We start from the raw sequence: 19132 nt of genomic DNA on the forward strand, positions 1-19132 counted from the left end.
AAAACTTCCCAACAAGCGTAAAAATAGCTTGTAACGGCAATAAGCGTCCCACTGAATTGGAGGTTTGCCAAATCCATGCGCCAACTCACGTCGCCCCAGCTCTCCGCAGCCGCAACAACGCCTCGCGCCGCAGTATCGATCTGCGCCGCCATCTTCGCCGCGGTCGCGTTACTCACCTCGTGTTCCAGCGACACCAGCTCACAGGCCCCGCACGCTGATAACTCCCCTACCGCATCAGCCAAACCCTCTCAGTCGGAAGTCGAAAGGCTGAAGGTGAAGATCGTCGATAAGCATGCGTTCGATCCGACGAGCTTTACCCAAGGCCTCGAGGTCGCGCCCGACGGGACGCTGTACGTGGGCACTGGCCAGGAGGGCGAATCCCGCATCTACCGCACCACGATCGACGGCCGCGAGCTAGCCACCGCCGCGCTCGATCCGGAATTTTTCGGGGAGGGCATCACGCGTATCGACGACACCCTTTGGCAACTGACCTGGCAAAACAACGTGGCAATCAAACGCGACGCAACCACCCTTGAAGAAATCGCTCGCGCCGATTTTGAGGGCGAAGGCTGGGGTCTGTGCTCCCTCGGCAACGACGTGATCTTTTCCGACGGGACCTCGCAACTGCGCCGCATGGATCCTGAAACCCTCGAAGAGCGCAGTCGCTTCGACGTCACCTTGAACGGCGAGCCTGTCAACGACCTCAACGAACTTGAATGCGTCGGCGGCGATATCTACGCAAACATCTTCACCACCACGAACATCGTCCGCATCGACGCTGCCACCGGCACAGTGACCGCCGTTATCGACGCCTCCGACGTCCCCAACCGGGCAACACCGGACCCCAACAACGTCCTCAACGGCATCGCCCACATTCCCGGCACCGACGAATTCTTCATCACCGGCAAGCGCTGGCCCGATCTATACCGGGTCACGTTCGTCCCATCTTAAGCACTAGACTGATCGGCCATGGCACGCTCTTCCAGCTCGACCAGCTCGACCAGCTCCACCGCTAGCTCCGCGCAGACCGCCTCGACCTCCAAGCGGGGTTCCTCGCGGGCGGCGAAGCAAGCGGCGTCGCGCCGCGCCCTGATCCAACTCGGCATCATTGCGGTTGTTGTGGTGGCGCTGGTGGGGACGCTGTATTTCTTCCTGGATTCGCGCCGCAACGCGCCGGAAACCCCGCCTCGTGAGATTGCGATCACCGCGTCATTCAACGGCACCGACGTCACCACGACACCGTTCCAGGTCTGCGCGCTCGACGCCAAAGACTGCCCCGAGGGCGATGTCGCTTTCGTAGACACGTCCGGCGCGCCCACGGATGCGATCATCCGCATCAAGGTGCCCGAGGAAATCGCCAGCCGCCCCTGGTCACTGCTGGGCATTTACGACGACCCCGCGGCAAACACCGAGAGAGCTTTCCTCCCCGCCGAGGCACAAGAAGTCGACGTCCCGGTCACGCTCGACAGGGCCGAAGACAAAGGCGGCCCCACCAGCATCGCGGTGGTAGAAATCTCCACCCACCTCGTTGACATCGACTCCAACGGCGAGGAAACCCCCGCCAAAGTCACGTGGTCATTCACCACTATCGATAGCGCCGAATAAAGCTCCGGCCGTCGATAAGCACATTAAGCGTCAAGCTCTTTGGCGACGGCCCGCAAGATCTCCGCGATCTGACGAGACTCCTTGCGCTCCGGGTAGCGGCCAGCATCAAGAGCCGGCTGGACCTGGGTTTCCAACATCGACATAACATCGGCGAGCATACTCGCGAGCTCGTCTGGCTTGCGGCGGTTGATCTTCTTACGACGCGGCGAATCAAGCACCTTCACGCGCAACGCCTGCGGCCCGCGACGGCCGGCCGCGAAATCAAACTCAATGCGCTGACCTGCCTCAAGCTCCTCAACGCCGTCCGGCAACACGCTCTTACCAATAAAGACATCCTCGTTGCCAGGGTTGGAAGCAAAACCGAAACCCTTCTCGGCGTCGTACCACTTCACTTTTCCTACTGGCATGATGACGTTCCTCTACTGATTCTTTCGCGTGTTTCGCTCTTCGTACGGATCCCGTAATAGTGAGCTACATATGATGCCACACAATAGCCCGAACCCCCAACCTCGGGCCCGACCTCGGCGACGCGATCCCGCGCCCCCAGCGACGCGATTCGCGGTGCCTCAGCGAGGCGATTCGCGAAATTTGTATCCAACTTTCGATAGGCCACGTGAAACCCCAGGTCACGGACCTGCTGGTTTTTGATGATCTATCAGCAAAGCAGAATTTCGCGAATCGGGTCCCCGCGCCCGGCGTGGCCCCTGCGACCCACAGGCATTCCGAGAGAAACCAGGACCCACCCCGCCGGGAGGGACAATCCCGCGGTGCCCCGGCGAGGCGATTCGCGGCACCCCTAGGGGGCGATTCGCGGCATCCCGACGACGCGATTCGCGAAATTTGTATCCAACTTTCGATAGCTAGCGCGAAACTGCAGGTCACCGGACCGCAGGTTTTTGATGATCTGTCACCGAAGCAGAATTTCGCGAATCGGGTCGGCGCGAAGGTTGCGGCGATGGGCACATTTCGCTTATCGACGGCTCGACACGCGCTAAATCATGTGATGCGGTTCACACTACGGAACAATGTCCAGTTCAAGCGGGTACTCCACCCCATTTAATCCGTCACTGCGAACCCCACTAATAACAATGATCACAAAAGTTCGAAGAGATGTGACTGAATCGTTATAAACCCGTAGAGTAGCCATCATGCTTCGCGCGGGCTCGTTGTCTGCGGGAGGGAAAACCGAATCGTTCAAGGCCACGTTCAATTTTGTCCGGCCACTGAACGCTGAACACAGCTAAATAAATAGGACAAAAGCGGGGGACCCACCCGCGCCGCACGGCGCACAGCGGGAACCTTTCTCGCTCGGGGTGAAGCCGAAAAGTCTTCGGCCAGGCCGTTTTCATACCTCTGCCTGAACCCGACAGCTAACTCCGCAGACGTAATTAAGAAGAGAGGAAAAGAATTTTCATGGGACGCCACCGTAAGCAGACCACTTCCCTGTCCACCAAGACCATTGCCGGTGCTACCGCAGCTCTGGCTACCACTGCGATCCTTGCTCCGCAGGCATCCGCAGCTCCAGACTCTGACTGGGACCGCCTTGCACAGTGCGAGTCTGGCGGTAACTGGGCAATCAACACCGGCAACGGCTACCACGGTGGCCTGCAGTTCCACCCGCAGACCTGGCGCGCACACGGTGGCGGCCAGTTTGCACCGACTGCAAACCTTGCTACCCGCGAGCAGCAGATCGTCGTGGCTGAGCGCGTGCTTGCAAGCCAGGGCTGGGGTGCTTGGCCTGCGTGCTCCGCTCGTCTGGGTCTGAACTCCAAGCCGACGCCGCGCACCGCTCCGGGCGCTCCGGCAGCGAAGCCGGCCGCACCGAAGGCTGCTCCGAAGCCGGCCGCACCGAAGGCCGCACCGAAGCCGGAGACTCTCCAGGTCGACGCTGTGTACGAGCAGATCGTGAAGCTGCTGGATAGCCGCGGTATCGCTGTTCCGGCCCAGGTGCAGGATGCCTACAAGGCAAACCGCCACGACTACAACGCTTTCTACCTGGCTAACAAGCCGTTGGTTGACGCTGCACTGACCGGCGACATCAACCGCGTCTTCGCGGTTGCCGCTGGCCGCTAAAAAACGCATAAGCTAGGAACCACCAGCGCGCCTAGCAACTCCGCGAGCTACGCAAAACGGGTGTGAATGAGGGCTTCAAAAACCCTGGTTCACACCCGTTTAATGTTTGCAGCAAATAAAGCTGCAGCGGCCCCACGCGGCACCTGCCGGCGGGGCAACGGAAAAGAAACGTGAAAGAGGCGCCTACTGCGCGCGGTTGATACGCGTGGTGGGGTGGACGTAGCCGGTTTCTTCCCACGGACGCGGAAGAATCAAGTCGTCGCCGTACGGGCTGGATGCGCCAGCGAGCTTGGAGGAAAGCTCCGTCACCGGGTGGCCACCAGGGGTGTTGGCCGGCCAAGCCGGGTTGATCTCTCGGATGTTTTCCACGTGTCCTGCAGTCTCTTTAGCCATGCCCTTTATTCTTTCACGCCGCTACTTAAAACGCACCTATTCCCCCAACAAAGTCTCCGCGGTAGCGCAAGACGCGTAAGATCACCCCCGAAATGACTACACCTCAACGGCCCGCGGGCCACGGCCTCAGCGCAGCATTGGCTTCGCTTGACGACGATCAGTGGCGCACCCTGATCAGCTCCCGCCCTGACGCGTTCCTTCCGCCGCCGTCATCGCTGGGGATGCTCGCGGCTCGCTTAGGACACGCGGGCTCCTTGTACAAGGTGATGAAGAAACTCACCGCGGCTGATCTGACAGCGTACAACCGCCTCATCAGCGCGGAAGCGGACGTGCGCCCCGTGGATGCCACCGCGATAGATGAGGAGTTTCCGCTTGACCATATGCGCCAGCTGGGGCTGGTCTACGGCCCCACCGAGGCACTGCGCGCGGTCGGTGGCCTGCACAGTGGCCTGCAACCCGGACTATCGGCGGCCTGGACGGGCGGCGCGAGCGGGGAATTGAGCATCCCGCAGCCGCACGCAGTCGACCAGAAGCTGGTTGATGAATCGGCGCTGCCACAGGGTATTGATGCGGTGCGCAGGATGCGCCAGCTCCTCACGGCGCTGCTGGCTGAACCGGTTGCGCTGAACAAGGATGATTCGGTTGGAGTCCGTGCGCTCAAAGCGCTCTCGCACGCCCTTGGGGTTGATGCGGCTCCGCTGATCAGGGTTGGCAATGCGGCAGGCCTTTTGGCGCCGACCTACGTTTCTAACCGCTCGGATGATTCGGTGCTTGCTGCCTCGCGGGGTGGCCTGACCTGGCTGGCTTCCGGTCTGGCTGAGCAATGGGTCGCGCTGATCATCGGCTGGCTCAGTTCCCCGTGGGATCCAACCGCGACCACCAACATCTTCGCTCCCGGAAGCCATGATCCTTCCGTTAGCGGCGCTGCCGTTGCTACTGCTCGGTGCTGCGGCGACTGGGATCTAATGACGTTCTACTCCCCTACGGACGCGCTGGTTATCGGGCCTGAGATGGTCGAAGCGCTGGTTGCTGAGGGGAAAGCGGTCGGAGCGCTCGCGCCTGTCGACGGTCTAGCGGGCGCGCCGTCTTCACCGCTGCGAGCATTCCTGGAAGCGTACGAACCCGCACACGCAACCCCGGCGGAAGACGCGCCCAGGTTGGCGGTTGAGGTGGCGGACGGGCTGTTGCCGCCGACCGTCGATAAGCTTATTGCGCAAGCGGACCTTACTATTTTGGCGCCGGGTCCTCTTGATTCGGTGACTGCGACGTTCATTGAGAAGATCGCGGAGATGGAATCGCCGGGGTTGGCCAGTGTGTGGCGGGTGACGGAGGACTCGTTGCGCCGCGGGTTTGATGCGGGGCTGTCTGCGGAAATGATCCATCAGTGGCTGGCGGCGCACGTCATGGGTGAGGTCCCGCAGGGTCTTTCTTTCCTCGTGGATGAGGTTGCGCGCAACCACGGTTCGCTGCGTATTGGTGCGGTGGCAAGTTACGTTCGCAGTGATGACCCGGCGCTGATCACGCAGGCGGCGGAGTTGCTCAATGGTGCGAAATCCGCGCGCGCGAAGAGGCCGAAGGTTTCGTCGTTACGCGTGATTGCCCCTACCGTCGCGGTGAGCGATATGACCGTGCCGAAGCTGCTCGCCGCGCTGCGTGACGTGGGCTTCCAGCCGGTTGCGGAGGACGCTGGCGGGGCGACGCTTCACTCGGGTGCGGACCCGATTCTGGCATCGGCGTATCCCGCTGAGCCCTCATTGGCGCCCCCGTTGGTGCCGCGGGAGGTCGATTCGATCCTCGCGCACGTGCGCACGCTTGAAGTTGAGGGTGAAGTTACGAGTGCCTCCGCGGTAGAAACGTTGCGCATGGCCGCGCGGTCAAAGCGCGCCGCGGCGGTGTCCTACGTGGGGCGTGGCGGCGAGCCTCACACCACCGTGGGTGTGCCAATTACGGTTCGCGCGGGTTCGGTTGTCCTCTACCCGCGCGACGGGCGCCCGCTGGAGATTCCGCTCCACCGCGTGACCAACGTGTCGCTGAGTGGTTAACGTCTGTGCCCACCGTTAGTGGCACCGCTGTTCCTTGTTGTGCAAACTGGAAGGGGAACATTGGTCCGAAAAAGCTAAGTAAGGAGCACGCATAGTGACAACGCTGGAAATTAGGGACCTGCGCAAAAGTTATGGGGAGGTGACAGCGCTTGATGGGATGAGTTTCAGCGTCGGCCCCGGCGAAATTTATGGTTTCGTCGGCTCGAACGGCGCGGGCAAGTCCACGACGATGCGCATCGCTCTCGGAGTGCTTGCGGCTGATTCCGGCGAGGTGTTGCTTAATGGCACGCCGCTTAACGACGACTCGCGGCGCCGCATCGGCTACATGCCCGAAGAGCGCGGTTTATACGGCAAGGAAAAAATCCTTGACCAGCTGGTGTTCCTTGCCACGCTGCACGGAGTGGGGAAAGCGGAAGCCACCAAGCGTGGAACGGAACTTTTGGAAGAACTCGGCCTGGGTGAGCGTCTGAACGACAAGCTCGATGACCTTTCTTTGGGAAATCAGCAGCGCGTGCAGCTAGCGGCCAGCCTGATCCACGATCCGGAGATTCTTATCCTGGATGAGCCGTTTTCCGGCCTTGACCCCGTCGCCGTGGATGTGATGAGCACCATGCTTACCGACCGCGCGCGCAACCGCGGCGTGCCGGTGGTGTTCTCCTCCCACCAGCTCGATTTGGTGCAGCGCCTCTGCGATCGCGTGGGTATCGTGTCCCGCGGAAAGATGGTTGCTGAGGGCACGGTCGACGGGCTGCGCAACCAAGGCCCCGTGCGTTACCGCGTGGCCACGCGCGGTCGCGGGTGGTACCCAGAGGGCACCACGCTTATCGACGAAACCCCGACCACCGTTATCATCGAAGCCCCTGATGAGGGCTACGATCAAGCGATTCTGACCAGCGCATTACGCGCGGCACGCGTGCACGAGTTCACTCGCGTTGTCCCCGACTTAACCGACCTGTTCAAGGAGGTTGTGAAGTAAATGTCTACTACGACCACTAGGACACAATATTCTTCGTGGCGCACGATCTGGACCACCGCAAAACGCGAAATCCAGGTGCTGATGCGTTCCAAGGGCCTGATGGCCACCATCGCGATTCTTCTGATCATCGTGATCGCGCTCATCGGCTTCTTCACCTGGCAGGATCGCAAGGGCGATGAGGATAAGGGCGGCACACCCGTTGCTGTGGTGAACACTGCAGGCGCTGAGGGCGCTGCAGGTGCCGAAGCGTCGTCGTTGAGTCCCGATCTTTGGGCCACCGCTGGCATTGAGGGTCGCGAGACGGCTGACCGTGCGGCGGCGGAACAACTCGTCCGCGACGGCGAGGTTGACGCAGCGGTCATCCCCGATGGGGATAGGTGGGACGTGATTTTCAATGGGATGCCTGACTTCGACCTGCTGAGCCAGATCCAGGAAGCCGCCGATGCGACTGCGGATGCGAACGCGCTGGGCGCCCTCGGCGTGAGCCCCGAAGACTACGGGAACGCCTATAAGGAAATTACGGTCGAGCCAGTCAAGGTCGCTGGTGAGGACGGTACCGCGGCCACCGACCCGGAAGCCGACTTCATTCGCTTGATCACTACGCTTATCGCGCTGTCGGTGATCATCTTCACCGTGATGATCTTTGCTACCAACACCGGTAGCCGCGTCACGGAAGAGAAATCTTCCCGCGTGGTTGAGCTCATCCTGGCAACGGTCCGCCCGTTGGACTTCTTGGCCGGCAAGATCCTGGGCACCATGCTGCTTGGCCTGGCTGGTACTGCCCTGATCCTTGGTGTCGGTGCGATTGGCCTTGCCGCCTCCGGGCTGTTGGATGGCATCGAGTTCGCCTGGGAGATCCTTCCGATCACTCTTGTGTCCTGGATTCTTGCCATGACCTTCTTCGGTAGTTTGTACGCCGCGGCGGGTGCGATGGTGCAGCGCACCGAGGACCTCCAGCAGACCCAAACCCCGATCTTGGTGGCCTTGCTCATCAGCGTGTACGTCCCACTGATGGGATGGTCCGCGACGGATTCCACGTGGATGCAGGTCTTTTCTTGGGTCCCTCCGTTTTCTATCTTCGCCGCACCGCTCACCTACGCGGCCGGTGACTTTTCAGCGCTCAACCTCGCGCTGTCGTTGGCTCTCGCCTTCCTTGCCACACTCGCCGCAATCTGGTTTGCTGCGCGCATTTACCGCACGAGCATCCTCAACAACGGCAAGGTGACCAAGTGGACTGAAGCACTTAAAAGTTAGGAATTTTCCATGCTTGGCGACGGCCCGCTCATCGTCCAGTCAGACAAAACCGTTCTGCTGGAAGTCAGCCACCCGCGCGCGGAGGCTGCCCGCGCAGCCTTGGCGCCGTTCGCTGAGTTAGAGCGTGCCCCGGAACACGTTCACACCTACCGCATCACGCCGTTGGCCTTGTGGAATGCGCGTGCCGCCGGCTTCGACGCGGAGCAAGCCGTCGACGTGCTAGAGCAGTTCTCACGGTTCCCCGTGCCGCAGGCTTTGCTCATAGACGTCGCTGAAACCATGGCGCGTTTCGGCCGCGTGAAACTTATTAACCACCCGGCTCACGGGCTGATCCTGGAATCCGATGATCCGGCGATTGTGACGGAGATTTCCCGCAACAAAAAGATCGCTGGGATGCTGGGCGCGCAGATTGATCCGACGACAGTGCCGGTGCACCCGTCGGAACGCGGGCGTATCAAACAAGAGCTCACCAAAATCGGCTGGCCCGCGGAAGACCTCGCTGGCTACGTCGACGGTGAGCATCACCCGATCCAGCTCCATGAGGACGGCTGGCGGCTGCGTGACTACCAGGACTATGCCACCCAATCCTTCTGGCAGGGCGGCTCCGGCGTGGTCGTGCTGCCGTGCGGTGCTGGCAAGACGATCGTCGGCGCGGCAAGCATGGCTAAAGCGCAAACGACCACGCTGATCTTGGTCACCAACACCGTTGCGGGCCGGCAGTGGCGCGATGAACTTCTGCGCCGCACCACGTTGACGCCGTCCGAAATCGGTGAATACTCAGGCGAACGCAAAGAAATCCGCCCCGTCACCATCGCTACGTACCAAGTGGTCACACGGAAAACGAAAGGCGAATACAGAGCGCTCGAACTATTTGATTCGCGCGATTGGGGGCTGATCATTTACGACGAGGTGCATCTTCTCCCCGCACCCGTATTCCGCATGGCTGCGGATCTGCAATCACGTCGCCAGCTCGGGCTTACCGCCACGCTCGTGCGCGAAGATGGCCGCGAAGACGATGTGTTCGCGCTCATCGGGCCGAAACGCTACGACGCACCGTGGAAAGAACTCGAGGCCCAAGGGTTTATCGCCACCGCCGAATGCGTTGAGGTACGAACATCGCTTCACGCCGATGAGAAGATGCTCTATGCCACCGCTGAAACCCGCGACCGATACCGGGTGGCTGCGACGAGTCGTAACAAACTGAAAGTCGTCGATAAGCTACTGCAAAAGCACGCTGGCCAGCAGATCTTGATCATCGGCGCATTTTTGGATCAGCTGGAAGAACTCGCGTCCCGCACGGGCGCCCCGCTGGTGGATGGCACAACCTCCACGAAGAAGCGCGAGGCCGCGTTTGACGCGTTCCGCTCGGGTGAGATTCAGACTTTGGTTGTGTCGAAGGTGGCGAATTTCTCCATCGACCTCCCCGAAGCTGCCGTGGGTATTCAGGTCTCTGGCACCTTCGGTTCCCGTCAGGAAGAAGCCCAGCGTTTGGGGCGACTACTGCGCCCCAAAGAGGACGGTAAAGAAGCGCTGTTTTATACGGTGATCGCCCGCGACACTCTCGACGCAACCTATGCGCAGCACCGCCAGCGCTTCCTCGCGGAGCAGGGCTACGCCTACAGGCTTGTCGACGCGGCTGACATCTAAAAGCATCTAAAAACCTAAGACATCTAAAGTGGAACCATGCAGTCAAACTCCCCGCAGTTCCACTTTGACGTTGATGAATCCTTTGCTAAGCAGCACAATGAGATGCTGCGTGACACCCGCAAGGTGATCATCTCCGGCATCAGCTTGTTCATCATCTGCGTGGGCGCCGCGTTGGCGATGTGGTTTGTGATGGATCCCGCAAACCCATGGCGAACAATCGGGACAATCGCGCTGGGGTCCTTCGGCGTGCTGATGCTCATCGTGGCATTCCTGGTTCCGCGTTCGGTGGGAACCGCGCAAGAACTCTACGACCGCTACCCGCTTGTCCCCGCCATTGTCGCTGAGGTCAATCCCCGCGACGTGGTTCTCATGGCACTGGTGAACGTCAACGCCAACCCAGATATGCCACCGACCTACGGCGCGGCGTTGAGGACCGTCACGCAGATTCCCGGCATGGACAAACCGGCGTTGGGCACCAAGGTTCCGGCAGTTGCGGTCGGCGGACGTCGCACCTCCCGCGACGCGGACCACTGGCAGGAGGTCACGCCGATGCCGATCGCCTGGGCGACCCCGGACCAAGAGGTCATCAACGAAGCGAAGCGTGCCATCCCCCAGGACCAGTGGCAGAAACTGGAAAAAGCACGATCGCGTTATGACGAAGTGAAGGCGACAACGTATAACCTCCTCGTCCTTTAAGATGTTCACCTCACGGCCACCTAGTGGTCGCGTCGCGTTAAACACACTTCCGCAGTGTGGAGAGGGACCGTATCGACACACAACTGCCGAAGGGTTCCTCCGTGTTTACAAAATCCACTTTCCTCAAAACCATCGCCATCGTCAGCGGCACGACCGTGCTGCTTTCCGGCTGCACATCTGAACCTAACTCCAACGACGGTTCTAAACCAGCCACCCAGTCCAACAAAGGCACGTCCAACGAGGACGAATCCGATCCCGTCTACGGCGACATCAATGGCTTAGACCTCATCGAGCTTCAAGACTCCAAGCCGGAAGTCGCCGACGTTGAGGTTGATAACAAGCCCGACCGCATCGCCATGAACCTCACCACGGATCCCACGAGTGAGATCGCGCTGAACTGGTACACCAAAGACGGGCTGGATGATTCCATGCTCCGCGTCTCGGAACAAGAAGACCTCGCCGGCGCGATGGAGTTCCCCGCAGAGACCACGAAGGTGACCAGCCAGTACGCGGAACGCGACAAGGACGGCTACTACATTTACGCCTCGGCCAAAACGGACGATGAGGGCGTCTTCGAGCTCAACAAAGAAGGACAACCGAAGGAAATCTACGGTTACTTCACCGACGAGCAGATCACCAAAGAGAACACGAAGTGGACCTCCGAGGGCACGAAGCTGGGCTACTTGGAACTGGTTGATGTCACCGAGCACACAAACAAGGCAACCGCCACGGGACTGAAGCCCAACACCAAGTACTACTTCCAGGTTGGATCCGCCAAGGAAGGCTTCTCCGAAACCGGATCGTTCACCACCGCGGACCTTAACTCCAAAGAAACCAAGTTCATCCACTACACGGACACCCAAAACGCGTACTGGAACGCCAACGTGAACAATGAGGCCGCCTACGGTGCCAACACGTTGGAAAAGGCACTCGAAGTCGCCCCAGACGCCAAGTTCGCTCTGCACACCGGCGATTTCGTGGAAACCGCCGCCGTGGAAGATGAGTGGGTGGACAACCTGAACATGTCCCGCAAGGCAAACCTGTCACTGCCGCACGCGTACACCCCGGGCAACCACGACGAATACAACCTCAAGTGGCTCGAGGACAAGAAGCTGGGTTCGTTCAATGACCACACGAACGTGCCTGTCACCAACGACGCGATCAACGGTGGTTCCTACTACTCCTTCGACCACTCCGGCGCCCACTTCGTTGTGTTGAACACCAACGACAACAAGAAATCGGACGATAACCCGAAGGAAGGCGCCATCGGCCGCAAGCAGATGGAATGGGCGAAGAACGACATCAAGAAAGCCAAGGAGAACGGCGCTGACTGGATCGTTCTTGCGTACCACAAGCCGGTTTACTCCGCCTCCTACCACGCTCTGCAGGACAAGGACGTTCAAGTCACGCGCGAGGAGTTCGTGCAGCTTGCCGATGAGCTCGGCGTCGATATCGTGCTGCAAGGCCATGACCACAACCTGACCCGCACAAAGTCTTTGACCTACACCCCAGACAACTTCTCCTACGGTGAGGTGGAGAACACCGAGAAGAAGAAGATTGACGGCGTGGAGTACCACGTGAACCCGAAGGGCGTTACCTACGTCATCCCGAACACGTCCGGCACGAAGACCTACGACGCGATTTACAAGAAGGGCGCGGAGCACGTCCACAAGGTCCGCCCCAAGCTGGATTGGATGACGGAGGAGGACGTTGAGCTCTGGAACGGCCTGTATGACATCGCGGAGCAACCGGAAGACTCAAAGAAGTTCGAGTACAAGCACGAGAACTACCGCCAGTCACAAATTCAAAGCTTCGCCGTCTACACCATCACAAAAGACACCTTCAAGATCGACTTCTACCAGGTCGAGGGTGATCTTCACGGCGGCGAAGAGCGCGAAGTGAAGCTGCGGGACTCCTACGGCATTGCCAAAAGCTCTTAAGACTCAAGAGCACACGCACGCTTAACGACGAAAAAACACAGGCAGTTAAACGAACTGCCTGATGAGCGCGGTAACAGCAACGACGACGATAAGACCCTTGAGGAAGGTGTTGGAGACTCGTTTGGCGATGCGCGCGCCGACGAGTCCACCAATTACCCCGCCAACAGCGAGGATCAGAACGCCGATCCACAAGATCTCCGACCCCATCACGAAGTAGGCGATGACGTACACCAGCGCCGCAACTGCGTTGACAAACAAGGAGAGGAAGTTCTTCACGGGGTTGACCGCCTTGAACGAACGCCCAGTTCCCACGCCCATGATCGCCATGTAGATAACGCCCTGGGCTGCGGTGAAGAACCCCCCGTACACGGACGCCAAACCCATCGCGCCTACCAAACCAGGGCGCTTGTACGGCTCCCCCACCGGACTACCATCATCATAGTTTTCATCCGGAACGTTGCCGCCGATGAGTGCCACGATGCGCTTCTGAAACAGCACCAGGATCAGAGCCACGATGATCAGGATTGGGATAACAAAGTTCAACGCGCGGGTCGGCGTGAACAACAGGAGCAGTGAACCGCAGGCCGCGCCGATAATCGCGGCGGCAATCAGGGGCTTCAAGTACGGCATCTCCGCACGCACCTCTTTACGGAAACCCCACGCCGAACCAACGGACGCGAACATCAATCCGATCGTGTTAGTCCGCACCGCCATCCCGGGCGGAACACCCATGGCCAACAACACAGGCAGCGTCAACAACGACCCCGAGCCAACGGCGGAGTTAATGATGCCGGCCATGATGCCCATGGCGAAAAGCAGCGCCCCTGATAACGGTTCCATGGATTGCTCCTCACACTATCCACTACAGATCAGTTAGTAACCAGCCCGTGAACGGCTTTAAAAAAGTGTCTGTAAATGACTGTAGCCCTAGGGGGTTGTCCTAGGGCTACAGTCTCAAGTACTTATTCATTTCTTTTGTTTTGTTGTTGTTGTTTGTTGGTCGGCGGTGACTTACTCTCCCACACCCTCCCGGGTGCAGTACCATCAGCGCTGGTGGGCTTAGCTTCCGGGTTCGGAATGGGACCGGGCGTGTCCCCACTGCTATTACCACCGACACGTTATTTGGGGTTTTACCTACCACTCAACATTGTGTTGAGTCATGGGTTTGTGTTTGTGGTGTGTCAGTGACCGGGTAGTGGACGCGTTGCATACAGACGATTTGCGTGTTGTTTTTGTTTGGTGTGCCCCTGATGTGTTTGTGTTGGGGGTTTGTTTGTGTTTTTTGGTGTATTAGTACCAGTCGCCTTCACACATTGCGGTGTGTCCAGCTCTGGCCTATCAACCCAGTAGTCTTCTGGGCACCTTAATGAAACCTCATCTTGAAACAGGCTTCCCGCTTAGATGCTTTCAGCGGTTATCCCTTCCGTACGTAGCCAACCAGCTGTGCTCCTGGCGGAACAACTGGCACACTAGAGGTACGTCCGTCCCGGTCCTCTCGTACTAGGGACAGCTTTTCTCAAGTTTCAACGCGCGCGGCGGATAGAGACCGAACTGTCTCACGACGTTCTGAACCCAGCTCGCGTGCCGCTTTAATGGGCGAACAGCCCAACCCTTGGGACCTACTCCAGCCCCAGGATGCGACGAGCCGACATCGAGGTGCCAAACCATCCCGTCGATATGGACTCTTGGGGAAGATCAGCCTGTTATCCCCGGGGTACCTTTTATCCGTTGAGCGACACCACATCCACAAGTAGGTGCCGGATCACTAGTCCCGACTTTCGTCCCTGCTCGACTTGTAGGTCTCGCAGTCAAGCTCCCTTGTGCACTTACACTCTAAACACCTGATTGCCAACCAGGCTGAGGGAACCTTTGGGCGCCTCCGTTACATTTTGGGAGGCAACCGCCCCAGTTAAACTACCCACCAGGCACTGTCCCCAACCCAGATCATGGGCCAAGGTTAAGACATCCACTACGGTCAGAGTGGTATTTCACATTGTGACTCCACACCCACTGGCGTGAGCGTTTCACAGTCTCCCACCTATGCTACACAAACCGCAGTAAACACCAATACCAAGCTATAGTGAAGGTCCCGGGGTCTTTTCGTCCTGCCGCGCGAAACGAGCATCTTTACTCGTAGTGCAATTTCACCGGGCCTGTGGTTGAGACAGCAGGGGAGTCGTTACGCCATTCGTGCAGGTCGGAACTTACCCGACAAGGAATTTCGCTACCTTAGGATGGTTATAGTTACCACCGCCGTTTACTGGGGCTTAAATTCTCCGCTTCGGTAAAACTACCTAACAGGTCCTCTTAACCTTCCAGCACCGGGCAGGCGTCAGTCCGTATACATCAACTTCAACGTCTTCGCACGGACCTGTGTTTTTGATAAACAGTCGCTCCCCTCTGTTTTCTGCGGCCACATCCAGCTCACCAACGCATGTTCAGATCACCAGATATGGCCCCCCTTCTCCCGAAGTTACGGGGGTAATTTGCCGAGTTCCTTAACCACAGTTCACCCGACCGCTTGAGTATTCTCTACCTGACTACCTGTGTCGGTTTCGGGTACGGGCCGTACCACCCCATCGCTAGAGGCTTTTCTCGACAGTACAGGATCACACCCTTTAAAGGCCCTTTCGCCTTCCGCATCACGCCTCACATATATACACGGCGGGATTTACCTCACCGATATGCCACACGCTTGCACCCCAATCCACTAAGGGGCGGTGCTACCAACCTGTGTCACCCCATCACTGACCTACTACCAGTTCAGGCCCCACGCATCACACCCACCTGGTACTCAAAGAGCACCATGGCAGATGGTCAGGGTGGTTAGTATCACTGATTCAATCCTTGCGGTGTGGTACGGGTACGGGAATATCAACCCGTTGACCATCGACTACGCCTGTCGGCCTCGCCTTAGGACCCGACTCACCCTGGGAAGACGAACTTGACCCAGGAACCCTTAGTCATCCAGCGGATACGATTCTCACGTATCATTCGTTACTCATGCCTGCATTCTCACTCGTATGCAGTCCACAGCCCCTTACGATACTGCTTCACCCCACACACGACGCTCCCCTACCCAAGTCATACGACTTGCCGCGGCTTCGGCGGTGTACTTCAGCCCCACTGAATTGTCGGCGCGCAACCACTCGACCAGTGAGCTATTACGCACTCTTTCAAGGGTGGCTGCTTCTAAGCCAACCTCCTGGCTGTCATCGCGATTACACATCCTTTTCCACTTAGTACACCCTTAGGGGCCTTAACCGGCGATCTGGGCTGTTTCCCTTTCGACTATGAAGCTTATCCCCCACAGTCTCACTGCCGCACACACATAACCGGCATTCGGAGTTTGGCTGACATTGCTAAGATGATAGTCCCGCTCAACCAACCAGTAGCTCTACCTCCGGCATGCTCCATACGACGCTGTACCTAAATACATTTCGGGGAGAACCAGCTATCACGGAGTTTGATTGGCCTTTCACCCCTACCCACAACTCATCCCCGCAGTTTTCAACCTACGTGGGTTCGCGCCTCCACAACCTCTTACAGCTGCTTCACACTGGCCATGGGTAGATCACCCCGCTTCGGGTCTAGAACACGCCACTAACACGCCTCATGGACTCGGTTTCCCTACGGCTACCCCACACGGGTTAACCTCGCGACATGCCGCTAACTCGCAGGCTCATTCTTCAAAAGGCACGCCATCACACACAAAGAGGTGCTCTGACGGATTGTAGACACACAGTTTCAGGAACTCTTTCACTCCCCTCCCGGGGTACTTTTCACCATTCCCTCACGGTACTCATCCGCTATCGGTCACACTGAGTATTTAGGCTTACCGGGTGGTCCCGGCAGATTCACAGCAGATTCCACGAGCCCGCTGCTACTCGGGGATACAACCAGCACACGCAGCATGGCCATCACGTACAGGACTCATCACCTTTTCCAGTTCGTCATCCCAAACGATTCCGCTTAACCACACCACGCACACCCACTTATGGCAGTAAGTGACAATCACACCCCACAACCCCGCACACGCAACCCCTGCCAGGTATCACACGCACACGGTTTAGCCTCATCCGCTATCGCTCGCCACTACACACGGAATCACAATTGTTTTCTTCTCCTGTAGGTACTGAGATGTTTCACTTCCCTACGTCACCCCCACACAAGCTATGAATTCACTTGCAGGTAACACCACACAACCGGTGCTAGGTTTCCCCATTCGGACACCCTCGGATCAACGCTTACACGGCAACTCCCCAAGGATTAACGCAGCCAGACACGTCCTTCATCGGCTCAGCATGCCAAGGCATCCACCATGCGCCCTTAACAAAACACATGAACAAGACAACCCACAACACACAATCAGATACACACTCAAACACACACAAAACAAAGTATGCTCGCGTCCACTATCCAGTTCTCACACACCACACACACCACACAACCCCACAACAACCAGTCACAGGCTCATATGATGTGCCACGAAACAACCACCACACAAGGTGGTGTGCTGCCCCAGACACCCAACAGCATGCCAACCATTCCGCCTGAACAAAAGCCTGCATAACAACCACACACACTTAACTGTGCGTGTACAACCGTAGCCACCATTACCGGCTACGAGCATGAACGTGCATCCACCTGGATTTCATAAAAACTTGGGTTGGCAGCACCACACTCGGGTACTCAACCACCCACACACCACACACCAGCCTGCAACCAACAGGCATCAAGAGGTGATGCACACAAAAAATAAAGCTCCTTAGAAAGGAGGTGATCCAGCCGCACCTTCCGGTACGGCTACCTTGTTACGACTTCGTCCCAATCGCCGATCCCACCTTCGACAGCTCCCTAACACGTTTGGGCCACTGGCTTCGGGTGTTACCAACTTTCATGACGTGACGGGCGGTGTGTACAAGGCCCGGGAACGTATTCACCGCAGCGTTGCTGATCTGCGATTACTAGCGACTCCGACTTCATGGGGTCGAGTTGCAGACCCCAATCCGAACTACGACCGGCTTTCAGCGATTCGCACCCCCTCACAGGGAAGCTGCGCGTTGTACCGACCATTGTAGCATGTGTGAAGCCCTGGACATAAGGGGCATGATGATTTGACGTCATCCCCACCTTCCTCCGAGTTAACCCCGGCAGTCTCTCATGAGTCCCCACCATCACGTGCTGGCAACATAAGACAAGGGTTGCGCTCGTTGCGGGACTTAACCCAACATCTCACGACACGAGCTGACGACAACCATGCACCACCTGTACACCAGCCACAAGGGAAAGACTATCTCTAGCCCGATCCGGTGTATGTCAAGCCCAGGTAAGGTTCTTCGCGTTGCATCGAATTAATCCACATGCTCCGCCGCTTGTGCGGGCCCCCGTCAATTCCTTTGAGTTTTAGCCTTGCGGCCGTACTCCCCAGGCGGGGCGCTTAATGCGTTAGCTACGGCACGAACCCCGTGGAAGGGACTCACACCTAGCGCCCACCGTTTACGGCATGGACTACCAGGGTATCTAATCCTGTTCGCTACCCATGCTTTCGCTCCTCAGCGTCAGTTACTGCCCAGAGACCTGCCTTCGCCATCGGTGTTCCTCCTGATATCTGCGCATTTCACCGCTACACCAGGAATTCCAGTCTCCCCTACAGCACTCAAGTTATGCCCGTATCGCCTGCAACCCCACAGTTAAGCTGCGGTATTCCACAAACGACGCGACAAACCACCTACGAGCTCTTTACGCCCAGTAATTCCGGACAACGCTCGCACCCTACGTATTACCGCGGCTGCTGGCACGTAGTTAGCCGGTGCTTCTTATCCAAGTACCGTCAATTCCTCTTCGTCCTTGGCGAAAGGAGTTTACAACCCGAAGGCCGTCATCCCCCACGCGGCGTCGCTGCATCAGGCTTGCGCCCATTGTGCAATATTCCCCACTGCTGCCTCCCGTAGGAGTCTGGGCCGTATCTCAGTCCCAATGTGGCCGTACACCCTCTCAGGCCGGCTACCCGTCGACGCCTTGGTAGGCCATTACCCCACCAACAAGCTGATAGGCCGCGAGCTCATCCCACACCGAAAAACTTTCCACCACCGACACTAAACGATGGTCCTATCCGGTATTAGACCCAGTTTCCCAGGCTTATCCCAAAGTGCAGGGCAGATCACCCACGTGTTACTCACCCGTTCGCCACTCGAGTACCCAAGCAAGCTTGAGCCTTTCCGTTCGACTTGCATGTGTTAAGCACGCCGCCAGCGTTCATCCTGAGCCAGGATCAAACTCTCCACAAAAAAGTTTCAACAAACAAAGTGAAACAGGCCGTGAAAAGCCCAAAACCCAACCAAAACAAACCACCCACACAACCAACAACCAACAAACAGTCGCCGGAAGCATGAACTGGCTATAAAAAATCCAAAAATTACCAAACACCACAACCACACACACAAACATGCGCAGTCACAGCATCAAACGTTGCATCCCGCATCCGACGAGGAAAAACCAGAACA

12 protein-coding genes, 3 rRNA genes and 1 riboswitch are annotated in these 19132 nt (G+C 58.2%); of the genes, 9 read left to right on the top strand and 6 right to left on the bottom strand.

Translation table 11 applies throughout. The annotated features are described in order from the left end of the window. The first annotated feature begins 75 nt into the window (after nt 1-75). Together CAQUA_RS08420 and CAQUA_RS08425 are read left to right on the top strand one after the other, a co-directional pair. On the top strand, nt 76-951 hold the full coding sequence (locus CAQUA_RS08420) for a glutaminyl-peptide cyclotransferase (protein WP_196823683.1): 876 nt from the start codon (nt 76-78) through the stop codon (nt 949-951). Nucleotides 952-969: 18 nt separating this feature from the next. Continuing rightward, on the top strand, nt 970-1605 hold the full coding sequence (locus CAQUA_RS08425) for a DUF2771 domain-containing protein (RefSeq protein ID WP_196823682.1): 636 nt from the start codon (nt 970-972) through the stop codon (nt 1603-1605). A 23-nt stretch (nt 1606-1628) separates the two neighbouring features. On the opposite strand, the gene CAQUA_RS08430 is transcribed toward CAQUA_RS08425, so the two are convergent. After that, nucleotides 1629-2012, bottom strand: coding sequence for a cold-shock protein (locus tag CAQUA_RS08430; RefSeq protein ID WP_196823681.1), 384 nt, complete (start codon nt 2010-2012; stop codon nt 1629-1631). A gap of 820 nt (nt 2013-2832) precedes the next feature. Continuing rightward, nucleotides 2833-3005, top strand: a riboswitch (cyclic di-AMP (ydaO/yuaA leader). A 13-nt stretch (nt 3006-3018) separates the two neighbouring features. Between CAQUA_RS08430 and CAQUA_RS08435 the strand changes: the two genes are divergently transcribed. Then, on the top strand, nt 3019-3678 hold the full coding sequence (locus CAQUA_RS08435) for a resuscitation-promoting factor Rpf1 domain-containing protein (RefSeq protein WP_196823680.1): 660 nt from the start codon (nt 3019-3021) through the stop codon (nt 3676-3678). 183 nt (nt 3679-3861) lie between these two features. Here the strand turns inward: CAQUA_RS08435 and CAQUA_RS08440 are convergent, their stop codons facing one another. Beyond that, nucleotides 3862-4071, bottom strand: a complete 210-nt coding sequence (locus CAQUA_RS08440) for a hypothetical protein (RefSeq protein WP_196823679.1) — start codon at nt 4069-4071, stop codon at nt 3862-3864. Between the two features lie 92 nt (nt 4072-4163). On the opposite strand from CAQUA_RS08440, the gene CAQUA_RS08445 reads away from it, so the two are divergent. From CAQUA_RS08445 to CAQUA_RS08470, 6 genes are all read left to right on the top strand, one after another. After that, nucleotides 4164-6113, top strand: coding sequence for a helicase-associated domain-containing protein (locus CAQUA_RS08445; RefSeq protein ID WP_196823678.1), 1950 nt, complete (start codon nt 4164-4166; stop codon nt 6111-6113). A 94-nt stretch (nt 6114-6207) separates the two neighbouring features. Beyond that, nucleotides 6208-7089, top strand: a complete 882-nt coding sequence (locus tag CAQUA_RS08450) for an ABC transporter ATP-binding protein (protein ID WP_196823677.1) — start codon at nt 6208-6210, stop codon at nt 7087-7089. Next, the gene (locus tag CAQUA_RS08455; RefSeq protein ID WP_196823676.1) at nt 7090-8343 is read left to right on the top strand and encodes an ABC transporter permease; all 1254 of its coding nucleotides are present in this window, start codon (nt 7090-7092) and stop codon (nt 8341-8343) included. Between the two features lie 9 nt (nt 8344-8352). Then, nucleotides 8353-9990, top strand: coding sequence for a DNA repair helicase XPB (locus tag CAQUA_RS08460; RefSeq protein WP_196823675.1), 1638 nt, complete (start codon nt 8353-8355; stop codon nt 9988-9990). Nucleotides 9991-10026: 36 nt separating this feature from the next. Continuing rightward, on the top strand, nt 10027-10686 hold the full coding sequence (locus CAQUA_RS08465; protein ID WP_196823674.1) for a DUF3239 domain-containing protein: 660 nt from the start codon (nt 10027-10029) through the stop codon (nt 10684-10686). Between the two features lie 101 nt (nt 10687-10787). After that, nucleotides 10788-12626, top strand: coding sequence for a purple acid phosphatase family protein (locus CAQUA_RS08470; RefSeq protein WP_196823673.1), 1839 nt, complete (start codon nt 10788-10790; stop codon nt 12624-12626). A gap of 45 nt (nt 12627-12671) precedes the next feature. Here CAQUA_RS08470 and CAQUA_RS08475 read toward each other — a convergent pair whose 3' ends face one another. The 4 genes from CAQUA_RS08475 to CAQUA_RS08490 form a co-directional block, all read right to left on the bottom strand. Further along, nucleotides 12672-13466 (bottom strand): sulfite exporter TauE/SafE family protein, encoded by a 795-nt coding sequence (locus CAQUA_RS08475; protein WP_196823672.1) that lies wholly within the window; start codon nt 13464-13466, stop codon nt 12672-12674. 158 nt (nt 13467-13624) lie between these two features. Beyond that, nucleotides 13625-13741 (bottom strand): 5S ribosomal RNA (gene rrf, locus CAQUA_RS08480). 156 nt (nt 13742-13897) lie between these two features. After that, a 23S ribosomal RNA gene (locus CAQUA_RS08485) occupies nt 13898-16969 on the bottom strand. A 429-nt stretch (nt 16970-17398) separates the two neighbouring features. Further along, nucleotides 17399-18916, bottom strand: a 16S ribosomal RNA gene (locus tag CAQUA_RS08490). Together the 16S, 23S and 5S rRNA genes form the textbook arrangement of a ribosomal RNA operon. Nucleotides 18917-19132: the final 216 nt, after the last annotated feature.

Origin of the sequence: Corynebacterium aquatimens, assembly GCF_030408395.1 — a bacterium.
GTDB classification, from domain to species: Bacteria; Actinomycetota; Actinomycetes; order Mycobacteriales; family Mycobacteriaceae; genus Corynebacterium; species Corynebacterium aquatimens.

What these genes read in the sequence shown, in the direction of transcription:
- CAQUA_RS08430 (WP_196823681.1), bottom strand. Translation starts at nt 2,012, where the DNA reads ATGCCAGTAGGAAAAGTGAAGTGGTACGACGCCGAGAAGGGTTTCGGT.
- CAQUA_RS08435 (WP_196823680.1), top strand. Translation starts at nt 3,019, where the DNA reads ATGGGACGCCACCGTAAGCAGACCACTTCCCTGTCCACCAAGACCATT.
- CAQUA_RS08460 (WP_196823675.1), top strand. Translation starts at nt 8,353, where the DNA reads ATGCTTGGCGACGGCCCGCTCATCGTCCAGTCAGACAAAACCGTTCTG.
- CAQUA_RS08455 (WP_196823676.1), top strand. Translation starts at nt 7,090, where the DNA reads ATGTCTACTACGACCACTAGGACACAATATTCTTCGTGGCGCACGATC.
- CAQUA_RS08420 (WP_196823683.1), top strand. Translation starts at nt 76, where the DNA reads ATGCGCCAACTCACGTCGCCCCAGCTCTCCGCAGCCGCAACAACGCCT.
- CAQUA_RS08475 (WP_196823672.1), bottom strand. Translation starts at nt 13,466, where the DNA reads ATGGAACCGTTATCAGGGGCGCTGCTTTTCGCCATGGGCATCATGGCC.
- CAQUA_RS08425 (WP_196823682.1), top strand. Translation starts at nt 970, where the DNA reads ATGGCACGCTCTTCCAGCTCGACCAGCTCGACCAGCTCCACCGCTAGC.
- CAQUA_RS08445 (WP_196823678.1), top strand. Translation starts at nt 4,164, where the DNA reads ATGACTACACCTCAACGGCCCGCGGGCCACGGCCTCAGCGCAGCATTG.
- CAQUA_RS08440 (WP_196823679.1), bottom strand. Translation starts at nt 4,071, where the DNA reads ATGGCTAAAGAGACTGCAGGACACGTGGAAAACATCCGAGAGATCAAC.
- CAQUA_RS08465 (WP_196823674.1), top strand. Translation starts at nt 10,027, where the DNA reads ATGCAGTCAAACTCCCCGCAGTTCCACTTTGACGTTGATGAATCCTTT.